The sequence below is a fragment of the Streptomyces sp. SAI-170 genome, from assembly GCF_049739565.1.
Taxonomy (GTDB): Bacteria; Actinomycetota; Actinomycetes; order Streptomycetales; family Streptomycetaceae; genus Streptomyces.
In genome coordinates this window covers 1688667-1705892 of the sequence record NZ_JBMGQD010000001.1, presented here as the reverse complement: position 1 = coordinate 1705892, position 17226 = coordinate 1688667, and the positions used below count along the sequence as shown (strand labels likewise).

At 72.4% G+C, this 17226-nt stretch carries 18 protein-coding genes; 10 read left to right on the top strand and 8 right to left on the bottom strand.

Features of this window, described 5'->3' with window-relative positions:
* Positions 1-105: 105 nt before the first annotated feature.
* The 6 genes from RKD23_RS07810 to dnaK all read left to right on the top strand — a co-directional run bounded on the left by RKD23_RS07810 (position 106) and on the right by dnaK (position 9068).
* Entirely contained in the window at positions 106-2223 is a 2118-nt protein-coding gene (locus RKD23_RS07810) for a phage holin family protein (RefSeq protein ID WP_424852994.1), read from the top strand.
* A gap of 84 nt (positions 2224-2307) precedes the next feature.
* Entirely contained in the window at positions 2308-3675 is a 1368-nt protein-coding gene (locus RKD23_RS07805; protein ID WP_424852993.1) for an amino acid permease, read from the top strand.
* A 78-nt stretch (positions 3676-3753) separates the two neighbouring features.
* Positions 3754-4815, top strand: coding sequence for an ATP-binding protein (locus RKD23_RS07800; RefSeq protein ID WP_424852992.1), 1062 nt, complete (start codon positions 3754-3756; stop codon positions 4813-4815).
* A complete protein-coding gene (locus tag RKD23_RS07795; protein WP_424852991.1) occupies positions 4812-6578 on the top strand; it encodes a DUF2201 family putative metallopeptidase in 1767 nt (588 codons plus the stop codon). Before RKD23_RS07800 ends, RKD23_RS07795 begins: the two co-directional genes overlap by 4 nt.
* A gap of 52 nt (positions 6579-6630) precedes the next feature.
* Positions 6631-7059 carry an OsmC family protein gene (locus tag RKD23_RS07790; protein ID WP_424852990.1) on the top strand — a complete coding sequence of 143 codons (429 nt, stop codon included), beginning with the start codon at positions 6631-6633 and terminating at the stop codon, positions 7057-7059.
* A 155-nt stretch (positions 7060-7214) separates the two neighbouring features.
* On the top strand, positions 7215-9068 hold the full coding sequence (gene dnaK, locus RKD23_RS07785) for a molecular chaperone DnaK (protein WP_424852989.1): 1854 nt from the start codon (positions 7215-7217) through the stop codon (positions 9066-9068).
* 3 nt (positions 9069-9071) lie between these two features.
* On the opposite strand, the gene narI is transcribed toward dnaK, so the two are convergent.
* The 5 genes from narI to RKD23_RS07760 all read right to left on the bottom strand — a co-directional run bounded on the left by narI (position 9072) and on the right by RKD23_RS07760 (position 12698).
* Positions 9072-9800 (bottom strand): respiratory nitrate reductase subunit gamma, encoded by a 729-nt coding sequence (narI, locus tag RKD23_RS07780; RefSeq protein ID WP_424852988.1) that lies wholly within the window; start codon positions 9798-9800, stop codon positions 9072-9074.
* On the bottom strand, positions 9797-10291 hold the full coding sequence (narJ, locus tag RKD23_RS07775) for a nitrate reductase molybdenum cofactor assembly chaperone (RefSeq protein ID WP_424852987.1): 495 nt from the start codon (positions 10289-10291) through the stop codon (positions 9797-9799). Before narJ ends, narI begins: the two co-directional genes overlap by 4 nt.
* Positions 10291-10896, bottom strand: coding sequence for a hypothetical protein (locus tag RKD23_RS07770; protein ID WP_424852986.1), 606 nt, complete (start codon positions 10894-10896; stop codon positions 10291-10293). Before RKD23_RS07770 ends, narJ begins: the two co-directional genes overlap by 1 nt.
* A 93-nt stretch (positions 10897-10989) precedes the next feature.
* Positions 10990-11790 carry an SAM-dependent methyltransferase gene (locus tag RKD23_RS07765; protein ID WP_424852985.1) on the bottom strand — a complete coding sequence of 267 codons (801 nt, stop codon included), beginning with the start codon at positions 11788-11790 and terminating at the stop codon, positions 10990-10992.
* A gap of 44 nt (positions 11791-11834) precedes the next feature.
* Complete coding sequence (locus RKD23_RS07760; RefSeq protein WP_424852984.1) at positions 11835-12698, bottom strand: helix-turn-helix domain-containing protein; 864 nt, start codon at positions 12696-12698, stop codon at positions 11835-11837.
* A gap of 203 nt (positions 12699-12901) precedes the next feature.
* On the opposite strand from RKD23_RS07760, the gene RKD23_RS07755 reads away from it, so the two are divergent.
* Entirely contained in the window at positions 12902-13327 is a 426-nt protein-coding gene (locus RKD23_RS07755; protein WP_424852983.1) for a hypothetical protein, read from the top strand.
* On the opposite strand, the gene RKD23_RS07750 is transcribed toward RKD23_RS07755, so the two are convergent.
* Positions 13309-14130, bottom strand: a complete 822-nt coding sequence (locus RKD23_RS07750; protein ID WP_424852982.1) for a helix-turn-helix domain-containing protein — start codon at positions 14128-14130, stop codon at positions 13309-13311. The two genes, RKD23_RS07755 and RKD23_RS07750, sit on opposite strands and share 19 nt — an antisense overlap.
* A 74-nt stretch (positions 14131-14204) precedes the next feature.
* On the opposite strand from RKD23_RS07750, the gene RKD23_RS07745 reads away from it, so the two are divergent.
* Complete coding sequence (locus RKD23_RS07745) at positions 14205-14510, top strand: 4a-hydroxytetrahydrobiopterin dehydratase (protein WP_424852981.1); 306 nt, start codon at positions 14205-14207, stop codon at positions 14508-14510.
* Positions 14511-14542: 32 nt separating this feature from the next.
* Positions 14543-15286 carry a class I SAM-dependent methyltransferase gene (locus RKD23_RS07740; RefSeq protein ID WP_424852980.1) on the top strand — a complete coding sequence of 248 codons (744 nt, stop codon included), beginning with the start codon at positions 14543-14545 and terminating at the stop codon, positions 15284-15286.
* On the opposite strand, the gene RKD23_RS07735 is transcribed toward RKD23_RS07740, so the two are convergent.
* On the bottom strand, positions 15252-15731 hold the full coding sequence (locus tag RKD23_RS07735) for a hypothetical protein (protein WP_424852979.1): 480 nt from the start codon (positions 15729-15731) through the stop codon (positions 15252-15254). The two genes, RKD23_RS07740 and RKD23_RS07735, sit on opposite strands and share 35 nt — an antisense overlap.
* Positions 15728-16207, bottom strand: coding sequence for a hypothetical protein (locus RKD23_RS07730; protein ID WP_424852978.1), 480 nt, complete (start codon positions 16205-16207; stop codon positions 15728-15730). The genes RKD23_RS07735 and RKD23_RS07730 overlap by 4 nt, the downstream gene beginning before the upstream one ends.
* A gap of 39 nt (positions 16208-16246) precedes the next feature.
* On the opposite strand from RKD23_RS07730, the gene RKD23_RS07725 reads away from it, so the two are divergent.
* On the top strand, positions 16247-17194 hold the full coding sequence (locus RKD23_RS07725) for a helix-turn-helix transcriptional regulator (RefSeq protein ID WP_424852977.1): 948 nt from the start codon (positions 16247-16249) through the stop codon (positions 17192-17194).
* The last annotated feature ends 32 nt before the right edge of the window (positions 17195-17226 follow it).

Below are 17226 nucleotides of genomic sequence, written 5' to 3'. Positions count from 1 at the left end.
TACTTTCCAATGTCGCCCGGCGGACGAGCCGGTTCCGGGGCACGGTGTGCCAGGCTGGATGCCGGGCCCGCCGTGGGGACGGGCACGGGACGTGAGGTGTGCGGGGTGCTGGGACGGCGTTGGCGGCGGGTCGTGAGCCAGATCGGCCGGAGCACCACGGTGTGGGCCGTGTCGACGCTCACCATGCTCGTCCTGGCCGGCCTGCTGCCCGACTTCCAGCTCCAGTCCCCGGACGGCGACAGCGCCACCCGTATCGCGGTCACCGCCGCGCTCGGCGCGGGCGCCTTCGGTCTGCTCTCCGCGCTGGTGTGGCCGCTGCTCGTGCGGCTGCTGCTGCTCGTGCCCGCGCTGGTGCTGGGCCTGCTGGTGTTCTTCCTCAACGGCGCCCTGCTGCTGCTCGCGCTGCGCCTGAACCCGGCCGAGCGGGGCGGTGCGGCCTGGGAGACCGCGGTCGTGGTGGCCGCCGTGATGTCCGCGGTCGCCTCCGCGACCGGCGCCGCCCTCGCCGTCCGCGACGACGACGCCTACCGGCGCCGCCTGTACCGGCTGGCCGACCGCCGCCGCAGAGCCCTGCCCGTGCCCGGCCCCGCCACGCCCGGCACGGTCTTCCTGCAACTGGACGGCGTGGGCCACGGCGTGCTCGCCGACGCCGTCGCCAAGGGGCTGATGCCGACCGTCGCGCGCTGGCTGCACGGCGCCCCCGGCGCGCCCGCCACGCACCGGCTCACCCCCTGGCGCACCGACTGGTCCAGCCAGACCGGCGCCAGCCAGCTCGGCATCCTGCACGGCAGCACCTTCGACGTGCCCGCCTTCCGCTGGTACGAGAAGGACAGCCAGGTCGTCATGGTGTGCAACCGGCCCACCAGCGCCGTCGAGCTGCAGCGCCGGGCCGTCGAGCGCACCGGGGACGGCGGGCTGCTCACGGTGGACGGCGCGAGCCGCGGCAACCTGTTCAGCGGCGGCGCCGACGAGCAGGCCCTGGTGCTGTCCATCGCCGCGCGGCGGCGCAGCCGCGAGACCCGCTCCCGCGCCGGGTACTTCGCCTACTTCTCCGACCCGGCCAACGCGGTGCGCACCGCCCTGTCGTTCGTCGCCGAGGCGGGCCGCGAGGTCGGCCAGTCCGTGCGGGCCCGGCTGCGCCGGCAACGCCCCCGCGTGGGGCGCGGCGGCCTCTACCCGTTCATCCGCGCCTTCGCGACCGTCGTCGAGCGGGACGTCGTCGTCGCCGCCGTGATGGGCGACCTGCTCGCCGGGCGCACCGCCGTCTACGCCGACCTGGTGGCGTACGACGAGGTGGCGCACCACTCCGGGCCGCACAGCCGCGACGCCGAGCAGGTCCTCGCCCGGCTCGACCGCTCGCTGGCGCTGATCGAGAAGGTCGCCGAGCACGCCCCGCGCCCCTACCGCCTGGTGATCCTCTCCGACCACGGCCAGAGCCCCGGCGAGACCTTCCGCGCCCGTTACGGCCTCACCCTCGGCGACCTGGTGCGGGCCGGCTGCGGACTGCCCGTGCCGCGCAGGGCGCAGCGCACCCACAGCGGCGCCGAGGCGCGCGCGGCGGTCCGCGCGGCGCTGCGCCGGCCGGTCGAGGAGGGCGCCGAGGAGTACCGTCCCGCGCGCCGCAGCGAGCCGGTCGTGCTGGCCTCCGGCAACCTCGGCCTGGTCTCCTTCCCGGACGTGCCCCACCGCATGACCAAGGAGGAGATCGACGCCCGCCACCCGGCGCTGCTGCCGACCCTCGCCAACCACCCCGGCATCGGCTTCCTGCTGGTGCGCAGCGAGGAGCACGGCGGTGTGGTGCTCGGGGCGTACGGCGCCGAGATCCCGGTCGCCGAGCTGGTGGACGGGCGCGGCCCGCTGGCCGCCTTCGGGCCGGGCGCCGCCGACGCGGTGCGGCGCACGCACTCCTTCCCGCACACCGCCGACATCATGGTCAACTCCTTCCACGACCCGGCCGACGGCGAGGTGCTGGCCTTCGAGGAGCAGATCGGCTCCCACGGCGGACTCGGCGGCGAGCAGGGCCGGCCGTTCCTGCTGTCCCCGCTCGCCTTCTCGGCACCGCCCGCGGAGATCGTCGGCGCCGAGCAGATCCACCGGGTGCTGCGGCGCTGGCTGGGGGAGTCGGACGGCCCTCAGGTGCTGCTGGACGATTCCCGGCCGCGGAGCGGCGACATCGCACCTTTTCCGGTGCCGGACGGGGTCGTACAGGACAAAAGCGCGTGATTTGGCGGGCCGCCGGACGGTGTCCGACCATGGGCGCCGTCCCGGCGATCCCGGGCGTCAGTTCGATGAGAGGCGCACCACCCCATGCACGACTCCGGAACCGTCACCGCACCGGCTCCGGCCCCCGAGCAGGCGACCCCCACACCCAGCAGGCACGCCCGCCGCTTCGGCCTTCCCGTCGCCACCGCCCTGGTCACGGGCAACATCATCGGCGGCGGCATCTTCCTCCTCCCGGCCTCGGTCGCCCCCTTCGGCACCATCAGCCTGGTCTCCTTCGGTGTGCTGACCGTCGGCGCGATCGCCCTGGCCCTGGTCTTCGGCCGGCTCGCCGAGCGCGACCCGCGCACGGGCGGCCCGTACGTCTACGCCCGTGAGGCGTTCGGCGACTTCGCGGGCTTCCTCGCCGCCTGGTCGTACTGGATCACCACCTGGGTCTCCAACGCCGCCCTCGCGGTCGCCGCGGTCGGCTACCTGGACGTGCTGATCCCGGTGAACGACCACAAGTGGACCGCGTGCCTGGCCGCCCTGTGCGTCCAGTGGCTGCCCGCGCTCGCCAACTTCGCCGGCACCCGCTACGTCGGCGCCGTGCAGCTCGTCTCCACCGTGCTGAAGTTCGCGCCGCTGCTGCTCGTCGCCGTCGGCGGGCTGTTCTTCTTCGACGCCGGCAACCTCGGGCCGTTCCGGGCGAGTGACGACAGCGCGATCGGCGCGGTGTCCGCCTCCGCCGCGATCCTGCTCTTCTCCTACCTGGGCGTGGAGTCAGCCGCCGTCAGCGCGGGCGAGGTCCGCGACCCGCGGCGCAACGTCGGCCGGGCCACCGTCATCGGCACCGCGGGCGCCGCCCTCGTCTACCTCCTGGGCACCCTCGCCGTGTTCGGCACGGTCGCCCACGACAAGCTGCTCGACTCCTCGGCCCCCTTCTCGGACGCCGTGAACGCCATGTTCGGCGGCACCTGGGGCGGCTGGGCCGTCGCGCTCGCCGCGCTGGTGTCGATGACCGGCTGCCTCAACGGCTGGACCCTGCTCAGCGCCCAGACCCCGTACGCCGCCGCCAAGGACGGCCTGTTCCCGGCCGCGTTCACCCGCAAGAAGCGGGGCGTGCCGACCGTCGGCGTGGCCGTCACGGTCGTCCTCGCCTCCCTGCTGACGATCTACAACTACACGGCCGGCACGGCGAAGGTCTTCGAGATCCTCGTCCTCGTCACCACCTTCACCGCGACCGTGCCCTATCTGCTGGCGGCCGCCGCGCAGATCTTCCACCTCGTCAAGGGCGAGCAGGTGAACAAGGCGCGCCTGGTGCGCGACGCCGTGATCGCCGCGGTCGCGTTCGGGTTCTCGATGTGGCTGGTCGCGGGCGCCGGGTACGCGGCCGTCTACCAGGGCGTGCTGTTCCTGTTCGCGGGCGTCCTCGTGTACGCGTGGCTGGCCGCGCGGAGGCAACGCGCCGCCTGAAATTCGGCTGCGCGCGGGGGGTCGTACGCACACACTGTGAGGGCATACGACCCCAAAACCCCTTGAGGAGCCCCTGCGTTGCAGGCCGCCGTCACCGTCACTCCCGCCCGTGTCCCCGACCTGCTGCTGGGCCTCGCCACCGTCCGGCCGGTGTTCCTGTGGGGCGCGCCCGGCATCGGAAAGTCCTCCCTGGTCAGGGAGTTCGCCGAGTCCCTCGGGCTGGAGTGCGTGAGCCTGCTCGGCACGCAGCTCGCGCCCGAGGACCTGATCGGTGTGCCGCAGATCCGCGACGGGCGCTCGGTGTTCTGCCCGCCGGAGGCCATCGCCCGCGACGAGCCGTACTGCCTGTTCCTGGACGAGCTGAACGCGGCCACACCGGATGTGCAGAAGGCGTTCTACTCGCTGATCCTGGACCGCCGTATCGGGAACTACGAGCTGCCCAAGGGCTCGATCGTCATCGGCGCGGGCAACCGCTCCACCGACAACGCCCTCGCCCGCCCCATCGCCTCCGCGCTGGTCAACCGGCTCACCCATGTCCATCTGGAGGCCTCGCCGAAGGACTGGCTGGCCTGGGCGGCGAAGAACGGCATCCACCCCTGGATCCTGGACCACCTCACCGACCGGCCCGACCACCTGTGGTCCAAGCCGCCCAAGACCGAGGAGCCGTTCTCCACGCCCCGCTCCTGGCACATGCTCTCCGACGCCCTGCACTCCTTCGGCCAGGATCTCGACGAGGAGACGCTGAAGGTCCTCGCGCACGGCACGCTGACCCCTCGGCACGCCACCGCCTTCTGCGGCTACGTCAAGATCGTGCGCAGCCGTTTCGGCATCGAGGCGATCCTCAAGGGCGACGCCCGCTGGCCCGGCCGCGTCGAGGACCGCGACCTGCTGTACTACCTGGCCGAGTCGTTCCGCGGACGTCTGGTCAAGGAGCTGCCGGTCTCCAAGGAGCACCTGTCGGCGAACGGCCGCCAGACCGCGTACCGCGCCAAGTCCCTGCTGGTGCAGCTCGCGGAGATCTCCGTCGAGGTCGCCCAGAGCGTCATCGCCTCCGACGCCGACGGCAACCCCGTGCTGCCCTCCTGGTTCCTCGTCGAGGCGGCCCGCGACATGCCCCGGCTGGTCGAGGCCCGGCGGTGACGAAGCCCAAGCCCGACCCCGCCGCCGAGGCCTGCGCCGAGGGCCTGCGGCTGGTGTGGGCCAACCCGGCGCTCGCCGCCCTGGAGGCCAAGACCTGCCGGGACCCGGAGTGCCGGGCGGCGCCCCGGCAGGGTCTCGCCCGCGTGGACTCCAACGGCACCGTCCATCTGCACCCCACCGCCCGCGCCGAGCCCGCCGAGTGGGCCTGGGCCGTCGCGCACGCCCTGATCCACCTCGGCTTCGGGCACGTGCCCGCGGCGGACGGCGCGCGCGTCCAGCCCGACCGGTTCGAGCGGGCCGCGCGCTGCGCGGTCGTCGACCGCTTCCTGCTGACCTTCAGGGTCGGCCGCCCGCCCGAGGACCTGCCCGCCGCCTACCCGGACGGCGACGAGGAGCGCCTCACCGCCCTGTGGCGGCGCAACGGCATCCCGGCCGCCTACCAGCGCGACGAGTCCGACCAGCTGCTGGTGGACTGGGGCTCCTGGAACGGCCAGGTGCCCGACTGGCAGCTCGCCTTCGCGCACGCCCTGACCCGCACCCTGTCCACCGCGATGGACCTGGCCGGCGGCCGCCGCGACTCCATGTCCGGCGGCCCCACCGAACGGCGTCCCTGGGAGCGGGCGCTGAGCTGGTTCGTGTCGTCGTACCCGCTGCTCGGCGGGATCGCCTCCGGCATCAAGCTGGTCGCGGACGCCGAGTTCGCCCGCGCGCACGGCATCGCGATCGCCGCGGTGGACGCCCTGTCCGGGGAGATCTACGTCAACCCGCTGTGCCGCTACGACGACGAGGAGTGGCGGTTCGTCCTCGCCCACGAGATGCTGCACGCCGCCCTGCGCCACCAGGACCGCTGCGGCACCCGCGACCCCCAGCTGTTCAACGTCGCCTGCGACTACGTCGTCAACGCCTGGCTGCGCGAGATGCGGGTCGGCACCATGCCCGAAGGGCTGCTGTACGACCCGGAGCTGGCCGGCCTGTCCGCCGAGGAGGCCTACGACCGCATCACCGGCGACCTGCGCCGCATCCGGCGCCTGGCCACCCTGCGCGGCAAGGGCGTCGGCGACATCCTGAGCGGCCCGCTGGGCGCGCCCGGCGACTACGTCGACCTCGACGAGTTCTACCGCCGGGGCCTGGCCCACGGCCTCGATCTGCACCAGCGGCAGGAGCGCGGCTTCCTGCCCGGCGGCCTGGTCGAGGAGATCCGCGCGCTCAGCCATCCGCCGCTGCCCTGGGACGCGCAACTGGCCCGCTGGTTCGACGAGTTCGTGCCGCGCCCCGAACCGCTCAGGTCGTACGCCCGGCCCGCCCGGCGGCAGGCGTCCACGCCCGACATCCCGCGCGCGGGCCGGTACTTACCGCCCGAGGAGGTCCCCCGCTGCACCTTCGGGGTGGTGCTGGACACGTCCGCCTCGATGAACCACACCCTGCTCGGCAAGGCGCTGGGCGCCATCGCCTCCTACGCCGAGGCGCGGGACGTGCCCGCCGCCCGCGTGGTGTTCTGCGACGCCGCCCCGCACGACGCGGGCTATCTGCCGGTCACCGAGATCGCGGGACGTGTCCAGGTGCGCGGGCGCGGCGGTACGGTCCTGCAGCCCGGGATCGATCTGCTGCACCGCGCGGACGACTTCCCGCCCCAGGCGCCGGTGCTGATCATCACGGACGGCTGGTGCGACGTCCTGCGGGTGCGGCGCGAGCACGCCTATCTGATCCCCCGGGGCGGACGACTGCCGTTCACCGCGCGTGGGCCCATCTTCCGCGTGAGTTGAGCCGGAATGTGATCGGATGGAGGCACTGCAAGTCCATGCGAAAGGAAGAAACGTGGCCACCACGCGTTCCGCACACACCGTCTGGGAAGGCGACCTCCTCAAGGGGACCGGTGTCGTCACCTTCGACTCCTCCGGTGCCATCGGCCAGCAGCCGGTGACCTGGGCCTCGCGCGCCGAGGAGGCCAACGGGAAGACCAGCCCCGAGGAGCTGATCGCCGCCGCCCACTCCAGCTGCTTCTCCATGGCGTTCTCGAACATGCTGGCCAAGAACGGCACGGCGCCCACCAAGCTCGTGACCTCCGCCGACGTCACCTTCCAGCCGGGCGAGGGCATCACGGGCATCCACCTCACGGTGGAGGGCACGGTTCCGGGACTCGACGAGGACAAGTTCCTCTCCATCGCCGAGGAGGCCAAGGTCGGCTGCCCCGTCAGCCAGGCCCTGAAGGCCGTGCCGATCACCCTCACGGCGAAGCTCGCCTGACCAGGCACGGACGACAGACGGTACGGCCCGCCCCGGAGGCGGGCCGTATCCCGTTCCGCCGCCCTGTGCACCGGGCGCCCCGTTGACAAGCGCCCGCTCACGTTCTGTGCTGGAGGTGCAGGCGATCGGGGAGACCCTGGTGGAAGGGGACGGCGATGGCACGTGCGGTCGGGATCGATCTGGGGACCACGAACTCGGTGGTGGCCCTCCTTGAGGGCGGTGAGCCCACCGTCGTCGCCAACGCGGAGGGCGCCCGTACGACACCGTCGGTGGTGGCGTTCGCCAAGAACGGCGAGGTGCTCGTCGGTGAGGTCGCCAAGCGGCAGGCGGTCACCAATGTCGAGCGCACCGCCCGCTCGGTGAAGCGGTACATGGGTGACGGCCAGTGGCGCTTCCCCGAGCAGGGCTCCGTGGACGGCACCCGCTACCGGGCCCAGGAGCTGTCCGCGAGGGTGCTGCAGAAGCTGAAGCGGGACGCGGAGGCCTACCTCGGCGAGGACGTCACCGACGCGGTGATCACCGTGCCCGCCTACTTCGACGACGCCCAGCGCCAGGCCACCAAGGAGGCCGGGGAGATCGCCGGCCTGAACGTGCTGCGGATCATCAACGAGCCGACCGCCGCCGCCCTCGCCTACGGCCTGGACCGCGGCGAGGAGCAGACCGTGCTGGTCTTCGACCTCGGCGGCGGCACCTTCGACGTGTCCCTGCTGGAGATCGGCGACGGCGTCATCGAGGTCAAGGCCACCAACGGCGACACCCACCTCGGCGGTGACGACTGGGACCAGCGGATCGTCGAGCACCTGGTCAAGCGCTTCCAGGGGCAGTACGGCATCGACCTCGGCAAGGACAAGATGGCCGTGCAACGTCTGCGGGAGGCCGCGGAGAGGGCCAAGATCGAGCTGTCCAGCTCCTCCGAGACCAACATCAACCTGCCCTACGTCACCGCCTCCGCCGAAGGCCCCCTGCACCTGGAGGAGAAGCTCACCCGCGCCCAGTTCCAGGAGCTCACCGCCGATCTCCTGGACCGCTGCAAGACGCCCTTCCACCAGGCGGTCAAGGACGCGAACATCAAGCTCTCCGCGATCGACCACGTCATCCTGGTCGGCGGCTCCACCCGGATGCCCGCCGTCACCGAGCTGGTGCGCGAGCTGACCGGCAAGGACCCGCACAAGGGCGTCAACCCCGACGAGGTCGTGGCCGTCGGCGCCGCCCTGCAGGCCGGAGTGATCCGCGGCGACGTCAAGGACGTGCTGCTGCTCGACGTCACCCCGCTGTCCCTCGGCATCGAGACCAAGGGCGGCATCATGACCAGGCTGATCGAGCGCAACACCACGATCCCCACCCGGCGTTCGGAGATCTTCACCACCGCCGAGGACAACCAGCCCTCGGTCGGCATCCAGGTCTACCAGGGCGAACGCGAGATCGCCGCGTACAACAAGAAGCTCGGCACCTTCGACCTCACCGGACTGCCGCCCGCGCCGCGGGGCGTGCCGCAGATCGAGGTCGCCTTCGACATCGACGCCAACGGGATCATGCACGTCTCCGCCAAGGACCTCGGCACCGGGCGCGAGCAGAAGATGACCGTCACCGGCGGCTCGGCGCTGCCGAAGGACGACATCGACCGCATGATGCGGGACGCCGAGCAGTACGCCGAGGAGGACCGGACCCGCCGCGAGCACGCCGAGGCCCGCAACCAGGGCGAACAACTCGTCTACCAGACGGAGAAGTTCCTCCGCGACAACCGCGAGCGGGTACCGGAGGCCACCCGCTCCGAGGTCGAGTCCGCCGTCGCCGACCTCAAGTCCCTGCTGGAGCAGAACGCCGACACCGGCCCCCTGCGCACCGGCATCGAGAAACTCGCCACCGTCAGCCAGAAGATGGGCCAGGCGATGTACGCGCAGACCCAGCAGACGCCCCCCGGCGAGACCGCGCCCCCGCAGGACGAGGAGGGTGTGGTGGACGCCGAGATCGTCGACGAGGAACGCGAACAGAAGGGCGGCGCCGCCTGACGCTCAGCGCGGCGGCCCCACCCGCTCCCACCCCCGCCGCTCCGGCCGCGGCCCCAGCTGCCGGGGGTCGCGGCTGCGGTAGACGATGTACGGCCGGAAGAGATACGGCACGGGCGCGCTGAACATGTGCACCAGCCGCGAGTACGGCACCAGCGCGATCAGCACCATGCCGATCACCGCGTGGACCTCGTACAGCACCGGCACGCCCGCCATCAGGTCGATGTCCGGGTCGAGGGTGAACAGGCTGCGCGCCCACGGGCCGATGGACTCGCGGTAGTCGTAGCCGTCGCCGGACGACTGGCTGAGCTTGGCGACCATGCCCAGCACGATCGCGCCCAGCAGGACCACGTACATCAGCTTGTCGTTGGCGGTCGTCGCGCGGAAGACGGGCGCGTTGGTGCGGCGCCGGTAGATCAGCAAGGCGATCCCGGCGACCGTGAGAACTCCGGCCGCCGTGCCGCCGTACAAGGAGAACAGGTGGTACGTGTGCTCGCTGACGCCGATGCCGTCGGTCCAGGACATCGGCACGAACAGGCCCACCAGATGCCCGGCCAGCACGAACAGGATGCCGTAGTGGAAGACGGGGGAGGCGATGTTCAGCAGCCTGGACTCGTAGACCTGCGAGGAGCGGGTGGTCCAGCCGAACCTGTCGTAGCGGTGGCGCCAGACGAGCCCCGCCACCAGCGACGCGAAGGCGAGATACGGCAGGACACCCCAGAGGAGGACGGTCATCGGCGCGCTCCGACGGATGCGGGCGGCAGCGTCGCGCACACCGCGTCCAGGACGCAGGCGTACGGGGTGCCGAAGTCGGTGAGCCGGGAGCGGAGCTGCTCCAGACCCTCACGGTGCTCGACGAGCAGGTCGGTGTCGCCGGTGCGGGCGGCGAACTCCAGCACGGCGGGCAGATAGTCGGGCAGTTCCTCGCCGGAGAACTCCAGTCCGTGGGCGCGGTAGACGTCCTTGAACCGGACCAGCGACATTCCGCGCCGCCGGGTGTCGCCGTCCTGCCACCAGCTCAGGTACAGGCTGTGCCGGTTCCTGAAGTCGAAGACCCGCACATAGTGCTCGGCCAGCTCCCGCGCGGGGGTGACGGCCGCGTGGTCGGTGAACTCCCGCAGCTGCGGGGCGGCTTCGCGCAGCAGCGGCAACCGGTCGAGGAGATCGTCGTCGGGGTAGGTCAGGCAGAGCGCTGCGGCCTGGTACAGCACGGCGTCCGAGGGCATCAGGCGTCCTTCCCGTCGTCGGAGGTCTGCCGCCTGCGCAGCAGATGGAAGTTCTCCACCGACACCAGCGGCAGCCGCCGGCGGCCGGAGTCCTGCCCGAAGGGCCCGTCACCGCCCATGCCGGGGCCGCCCTCGTGGTCGAGGCTGCACCCGTCCGGCAGGGCGGACTCCTCCAGGCGGCGCGCGTCGCCCAGGGTGGCCGTCGTCGGGATGAGCAGCTCCACCGCCTCGTCCCAACTCGCCCTCGCCAGACCGCCCTTGCCGCGGGCCCGCTGGTAGCGGCGGCGGCGCTCGGGATCGCCCTGGAGGTCCGCCCAGGCCAGCACCGGGTCCTTCAGCCGCTCCTTCGCCTCGCGGTCCTCCCAGGTGATGATGCCGTCCTTGACGTACACCTTCCAGCGGCACGAACCCGTGCAGTTCACCCCGTGGGTGGAGTTCACGACCTTGTCGTGGCTCCAGCGGTCCCGGTAGAAGGCGTCCGCCTCCCGCCCGCCGACCAGGCCGATGCTGTGCAGGTCGGGTGCCGGTGTGCCGGGCCGGAAGAAGCGCCCGGCCCGCAGCAGCGCCGCGCCCGGTTCGGAGGGCGGGGTCCGCGTCTCGGTCACGTGCGCTCCCTTGGCTCGCCAGGTTCTTCGAACCTAGGGCCGGGCCAGGGAGCGCACCTGTTCTCGGGAGCCGTCCGAGGTACCCCGAACGGGTCAGGGCTTGCGGGCCACCCCCGCGTACACCGGCACGATGCCCTCCGCCTGCGCGGCCACGTCCTCCGCCTCGGGGCGCCAGCCGTGCACCGGGATGAAGCCGGGGCCGAGCAGCTCAAGGCCCTCGAAGAACCGGGAGAACTCGGCCAGGGTCCGCGGGTGGAAGGACGTACCGCTGCGCCGGAAGTTCTCCGCGGCCTGCTCGATGGCCGCCGGGTTCAGATCGGGCGTGACCTGCGAAAGGATCAGGTAGCTGCCGGGCGCGAGCGCGTCGACGTACCGCCGCACCAGCGCGTACGCCCCGTCGTCCAGGTAGTGCGTGAGGGCGACCAGCGACAGCGCGACGGGCTCGGCGAGGTCCAGCGACTCCTTGGCGCGGGCCAGCAGGGTGTCGACGTCCCTGACGTCGGCGTGCACATAGTCGGTGCTGCCCTCGGGCGTGCCGCCGAGCAGGGCCTCCGCGTGGCGCAGCACGATCGGGTCGTTGTCCGCGTACACCACCTTCGACTCCGGGGCGACCCGCTGGGCGATCTGGTGGAGGTTCGGCTCGGTCGGTATGCCGGTGCCGATGTCGAGGAACTGGCGGACGCCGGCCTCGGCGACCGTCCGGACGGCCCGGTGCATGAAGCGCCGGTTGGCACGCGCGCCGCGCACCACCGTGCCGTCGACGGCGAGGATGCGGCGGGCCAGCTCCTCGTCCACCGGGTAGTTGTCCTTGCCGCCCAGCCACCAGTCGTAGACCCGGGCCGGGTGCGGCCGGCTGGTGTCGATACGGGGGGATGCGGCGTCGGATCCGGTCATGCGGGGTCTGCTCCTAGGAAGAGTGGGTGGTGGCCAGACAGGCCCTAGTAGCGCTCGCGGTACTCCTGGAGGATCTTCTTGGTGCGCCGGCCGGACGCGGCATGGGCCGTGACATGGTCCAGCACCTCCAGATGCGCGGAGACCTCCTGGCGCGAGTCGAGATACAGGGCACCGGTCAGATACTCGGTGAACACCATGTCCGGCAGCTCGGGCTCGGCGAACCGGAACAGCGAGAAGGGCGCGTACGTCCCCGGGTGCGGGCCGCTCGCGAACTCGGCGACCTGGAGCGTGACCCGGTCCCGCTCGGCGGCCTCCAGCAGCCGGTCCAGCTGGTCGCGCATCACCTCGGGCCGCTCGCAGATGGGCCGCCGCAGCACCGTCTCGTCGATGATCACCCACAGGTGGGGCGGGTCGGCGCGCTCCAGCAGCTGTTGCCGCTCCATCCGCAGTGACACGTGCCGCTCGACGGCCTCGGGCCCCTGCTGCCCGATCGTCCCGGCCTCCATGACGGCACGGGCGTAGTCCTCGGTCTGGAGCAGGCCGGGCACGAAGTGCGGCTCGTAGGAGCGGATCAGCCGGGCGGCGCCCTCCAGGCTGACGTACAGGCTGAACCAGTCCGGCAGGACGTCGTGGTACCGCTGCCACCAGCCCGGCTGGTTGGCCTCCTCGGCGAGCGAGACGAACGTCTCCGCCTCCTCCTGCGGCACGCCGTACGTCTCCAGCAGCACCTGCACGTACGGGATCTTCAGCGCGACCTCGGCCATCTCCATCCGCCGTACGGTCGCCGGTGCCACGCGCAGGACCTTCGCGGCCTCCTCCCGCTTGAGCCCGGCCGCCTCCCGCAGCTCCTGCAGCCGCTTGCCGAGCACCACCTGCCCGACCGTGGGCGCGGGCCGCCGCTCACTCACCCAGCCTCCTAGACACGCCAGCACTGTAAGGGGGCGCGGGGAACTGCGCGAGCAACCAAGGACGGTCAGCAGGCGCAAACGGTGGGAAACCAGGCAGATCGGTAGGCGCACAGTCATTACCTCACAGGTAATCGACCACCACAGGCGCTCCCCGGCATGGTGGTCCCACCGCGACAACACGACCTACCCGGAGGGTGATTCCCATGTCCGCCACCACACTCAGCGCCCTCGCCCGCACCTCCGAGCCCAACGCGGTGCTCCGCCGCTTCCTCGCGCTCGACACGGCAGTGACCGGCACCAACGGCCTCGCCTACCTCGTGGCATCCGGCCCCCTGGCCGACCTGCTCGGCGTCGACCGGGCCCTGCTCCTCGAACTGGGCGTGTTCCTCACGGCGTACGCGATCGCCGTGGGTGTCCTGGCCTCCGGGCGACGCCCCGCCGCACTGCCGGTGAAGGCCGTGGTCGAGGCCAACCTCGCCTGGGCGGCGGTGAGTTTCGCCGCCCTCGGCCTGTGGCTGAACCCGAGCACCGCCGGCACGGTGTGGACGGTGCTGCAGGCCCTCACCGTGGCCGGTTTCGCCCTGCTCCAGTACGCCGCGCTGAGGAACCGTCAGGGCATGAGTGAGTGAAGGTACTTGACCGTCGCCGGGTCGGCCGGGAGCAGTGTCTCGATGGCCAGCTCGGCGACGGTCACGTCCATGGGGGTGTTGAAGGTGGAGATCGACGAGATGAACGACAGCACCCGCCCCTCGTGCTCCACCTGGAGCGGCAGCGCGAAGTACGGCACCGGCTCCTCGGACTCCGCGCCCGGCGCCTGCTCGGGCACCGGATACGCGGCGACCTCCTCGTACAGCTCCCGCAGCGGCTGCGAGCGGTGCAGCGCGATCTGCCGCTCCATCTGGGCCAGCAGATGCCCGCGCCACTCGCGCAGATTGCGGATGCGCGGCGCGAGGCCCCTCGGGTGCAGGGTCAGCCGCATCGCGTTCAGCGGCGGCGCCAGCAGTTCCTCGGGCAGGCCGTCCATCAGCATCAGGATGCCCCGGTTGGCGGCCACCACGTCGTACGTCGCGTCGACCACCAGCGCCGGGTAGGGCTCGTAGCCCTGGATCAGCCGCTGCATGCCCTCCCGCAGCGACCGCAGCGCAGGGTCGTCCAGCGGGGTCTCCGGGTAGCGCGGGGCGTAACCGGCCGCGAGCAGCAGGGCGTTGCGCTCGCGCACCGGCACGTCCAGGTGCTCGGCGAGCCGCAGCAGCAGGTCCTCGCTCGGCCGGGAGCGGCCGGTCTCGACGAAGCTGATGTGCCGGGCGGAGGAGTCGGCACGCAGCGCCAGCTCCAGCTGGCTGACCCGCCGCTGCTCCCGCCAGGCCCGCAGCAGCGGGCCGACGCCCTGGCCGGGGGGAGCGGTGGCGGGGGCGGACGTCACTGTGGTCATGTGGACGACCGTAGTCGAGCGAGGCAGGCTGGTCAGGTACGCGATCCCCGGATTCCCAGGAAGGGAGCCCCGCCGTGGCCGTCGAACCCCTGTCGCAGAAGGAGATCGAGGACCGGCTGGCCGAGCTGCCCGGCTGGACGGTCGAGGACGACCGCCTCACCCGCACCTACCGGCTCGGCTCCCACTTCGCCGCGACCGCGCTGGTCGTGCACATCGCCCAGGTCCAGGAGGCGCTGAACCACCACTCCGACCTCACCCTCGGCTACAACACCGTGCGCCTCGCGGTGAACACCCACAGCGCGGGCGGCGCCCTCACCGACATGGACTTCAGCCTGGCGCCAAAGGTGGAAGACCTGGCGCCCGGGCATGGGGCAAGCTGACCTGATCGATCAGCGACGGCCGGGGGGCGTGCATGCTCGACTACGACAAGGAAGCCGACGCCTACGACGCCCTGCGCGGCGGTGAACCCAGAGCCGCCGCCGCTGCCGAGGCCGTGCTGGGCCTGCTGCCGCAGGACTGCGCCGGCCTGCTGGACGTGGCCTGCGGCACCGGCATCGTGACCCGCCGCCTGGCCGCCGGCCGGCCCGGCCTCCGGGTGGCGGGCGTGGACCTGGCGGCCGCGATGGCCCGTATGGCCGCGTCCCGGCTGCCCGGCCGGGTGGTCGTCGGCGACAGCCGCCGGCTGCCCTTCCCGGACGCCTCCTTCGACGCGGTCGTCAGCGTGTGGCTGCTGCACCTGCTGGACGACACCGATGTGCGCGATGTGGTCGCCGAGTGCGTCCGGGTGCTGCGGCCCGGCGGGGTCTACGTCACCACCGTCGACAAGGCCGCCGCGCACAACGTGGGCAGCGACATCGACGCCGTCCTCGCCTCCCGCCCGCGCAGTCCCGCCCACGACGCGGCCGGCACCGTCACCGCCCTCGCCGCGGCGCAGGGCCTGACCGCCGCCGGGCAGGCCCGCTTCCCCGGCCTCGGGCAGGGGCGCAGTCCCCGTCGCACCATCGCCGATCTGCGGCGCGGCTGGTTCGTGACGCTGCCGCCGGGCGGGCCCCGCACCGAGGAGTTCGCGGCCCGTCTCGCCGGACTGCCCGACCAGGACCGGCCGCGTCCCGACCCGGAGTTCAGCCTGCGGGCGTTCCGGAGACCGGCCGGGTGAACTCCATCGACCAGTTCGTCAGCCAGCTCTCACCGCCGTCCAGCGAGAACGCCTGCTCCCAGCGGGCCGTCGTCGCGCTGATGCCCGACCACACGAACCGGACCCGTACGTCCTTGCCGTCGTGCGTGTCGTCGCCGTAGAACTCGCCGCGGCCGTCCTCGAACTGCCCGAACACCGGCGGGAACAGCCGGCCGGTGCGGCTGGACGCCCAGTTCAGCGACCACTGCCGGGTCTCCGGGTCGAACAGCCGCAGGGTCAGGCCCCGGTGGCCGAGGTGGGGCATGTCGATCTCGTCGACGTTGGCCGTGCCGCCGAACACGCTCCAGCAGCGGGTCGTGCCGGTGAACTCCGTCCAGTCGCTGTCCGGGTCCAGGAAGTCGGTGCGCAGGCGGTTGCGGACGTCCCAGTCGCCGTGCAGGAAGTCGAAGTCGTGCGGGCTGCTCATGCGATGTCTCCTGTGGTTCCCTCGGGCATGCTGTCGGCCAGATAGGCGGCCAGGTCGGGGGCGCTGGGCGCGAGCAGATGCCGTACCCAGGCGTCCCGCTCGTGCCGGATCGGCGGCAGCTCCCAGACGCAGCCGATCCACGGCCGGTCCACCGGCACGAAGTGCGTCGGGTCGCGGTCGGGGCAGCCGAGCACCGGCTGACCGGCGGCGGCGCCGCGGAAGTGCAGCACGTTGTCCCACACCCAGCTGTACGCGTTCAGGTAGGCGCCGTCGTCGCCGCCCCGGTGCAGCACCACGAAGGTCGCGGGCGGTGTGCCGTCCGGGTCCGGCAGCAGTGTGGGCAGGATCGCGTACGCCGCCTCCTGCACCTCGGGCGCGATGCCCGCGGGGTCGGCGGTGACGTGGTAGCGCTTGACGTGCCGCCCGGCCACCTCGACCGGAGGCGGCACGGTGAGCAGTTTCTCCTCGAAAGCCATGACAGGACGCTAGAACCACTTCCCTGACAACATGTGTCAGTGAAGTCCAGCCGACTCGTCTCGATCCTGCTGCTGCTCCAGACCCGGGGCCGGATGACCGCCGCCCAGCTCGCCGAGGAGCTGGAGGTGTCGGTGCGCACGGTCTACCGGGACGTCGAGGCGCTGACCGCCGCCGGGGTCCCGCTGTACGCGGACGCGGGCCACGCCGGCGGCTACCGCCTCCTCGACGGCTACCGCACCCGCCTCACCGGCCTGACCTCGGGCGAGGCCGAGGCGCTGTTCCTGTCCGGCGTCCCCGGACCCGCCGCCCAGCTGGGGCTCGGGCCGGTGCTCGCCGCGGCCCAGCTCAAGGTGCGCGCCGCCCTCCCGGCCGGCTTGCGCGCACACGCCGACCGCATCAGCGGCCGCTTCCACCTGGACGCGCCCGGCTGGTACGCCGACACCGACGACGCGCCCTTCCTGCCCGCGGTCGCCGACGCCGTGTGGAACGGACACGTGCTGCGGGTGACGTACCGCCGCTGGCGCGAGCCCACCGACGTCGAGCGCCGCCTGGAACCGTACGGGCTGGTCCTCAAGGCGGGCCGCTGGTACGTCGTCGCGGGTCCCGGTCCGCGCACCTTCCGGGTCGACCAGATCCTCGAACTCGCCGCCACGGGCGAGGAGTTCCCCCGCCCCGACGACTTCGACCTGGCCGCCTACTGGACGGCGTACCAGCGCGACTTCCTCGACCGCCTGCACCGCGCCGAGGCGGTCGTACGGCTCGCGCCGGGTGTGACACTGACCGGGCCGGCCGGCGATGCCGTACGCGCCAACGGCCGTACGGACGACGACGGTTGGACGGTCGCCACCATCCCCATCGAGTCCGTCGACCACGCCCACGGCGAGCTCCTGCGCCTCGGCACCGGCATCGAGGTTCTCGAACCTGCCGAACTGCGGGAGCGGATCGCGGCGACCGTCGCGGAGCTGGCCCGGCGCTACGGCCGTTGAGGGGCGCGCCCGGTGTGGACGCGCCCTTCGAC

What these genes read in the sequence shown, in the direction of transcription:
- dnaK (WP_424852989.1), top strand. Translation starts at nt 7,215, where the DNA reads ATGGCACGTGCGGTCGGGATCGATCTGGGGACCACGAACTCGGTGGTG.
- narI (WP_424852988.1), bottom strand. Translation starts at nt 9,800, where the DNA reads ATGACCGTCCTCCTCTGGGGTGTCCTGCCGTATCTCGCCTTCGCGTCG.
- narJ (WP_424852987.1), bottom strand. Translation starts at nt 10,291, where the DNA reads ATGCCCTCGGACGCCGTGCTGTACCAGGCCGCAGCGCTCTGCCTGACC.
- RKD23_RS07740 (WP_424852980.1), top strand. Translation starts at nt 14,543, where the DNA reads ATGCTCGACTACGACAAGGAAGCCGACGCCTACGACGCCCTGCGCGGC.
- RKD23_RS07730 (WP_424852978.1), bottom strand. Translation starts at nt 16,207, where the DNA reads ATGGCTTTCGAGGAGAAACTGCTCACCGTGCCGCCTCCGGTCGAGGTG.
- RKD23_RS07735 (WP_424852979.1), bottom strand. Translation starts at nt 15,731, where the DNA reads ATGAGCAGCCCGCACGACTTCGACTTCCTGCACGGCGACTGGGACGTC.
- RKD23_RS07765 (WP_424852985.1), bottom strand. Translation starts at nt 11,790, where the DNA reads ATGACCGGATCCGACGCCGCATCCCCCCGTATCGACACCAGCCGGCCG.
- RKD23_RS07750 (WP_424852982.1), bottom strand. Translation starts at nt 14,130, where the DNA reads ATGACCACAGTGACGTCCGCCCCCGCCACCGCTCCCCCCGGCCAGGGC.
- RKD23_RS07805 (WP_424852993.1), top strand. Translation starts at nt 2,308, where the DNA reads ATGCACGACTCCGGAACCGTCACCGCACCGGCTCCGGCCCCCGAGCAG.
- RKD23_RS07755 (WP_424852983.1), top strand. Translation starts at nt 12,902, where the DNA reads ATGTCCGCCACCACACTCAGCGCCCTCGCCCGCACCTCCGAGCCCAAC.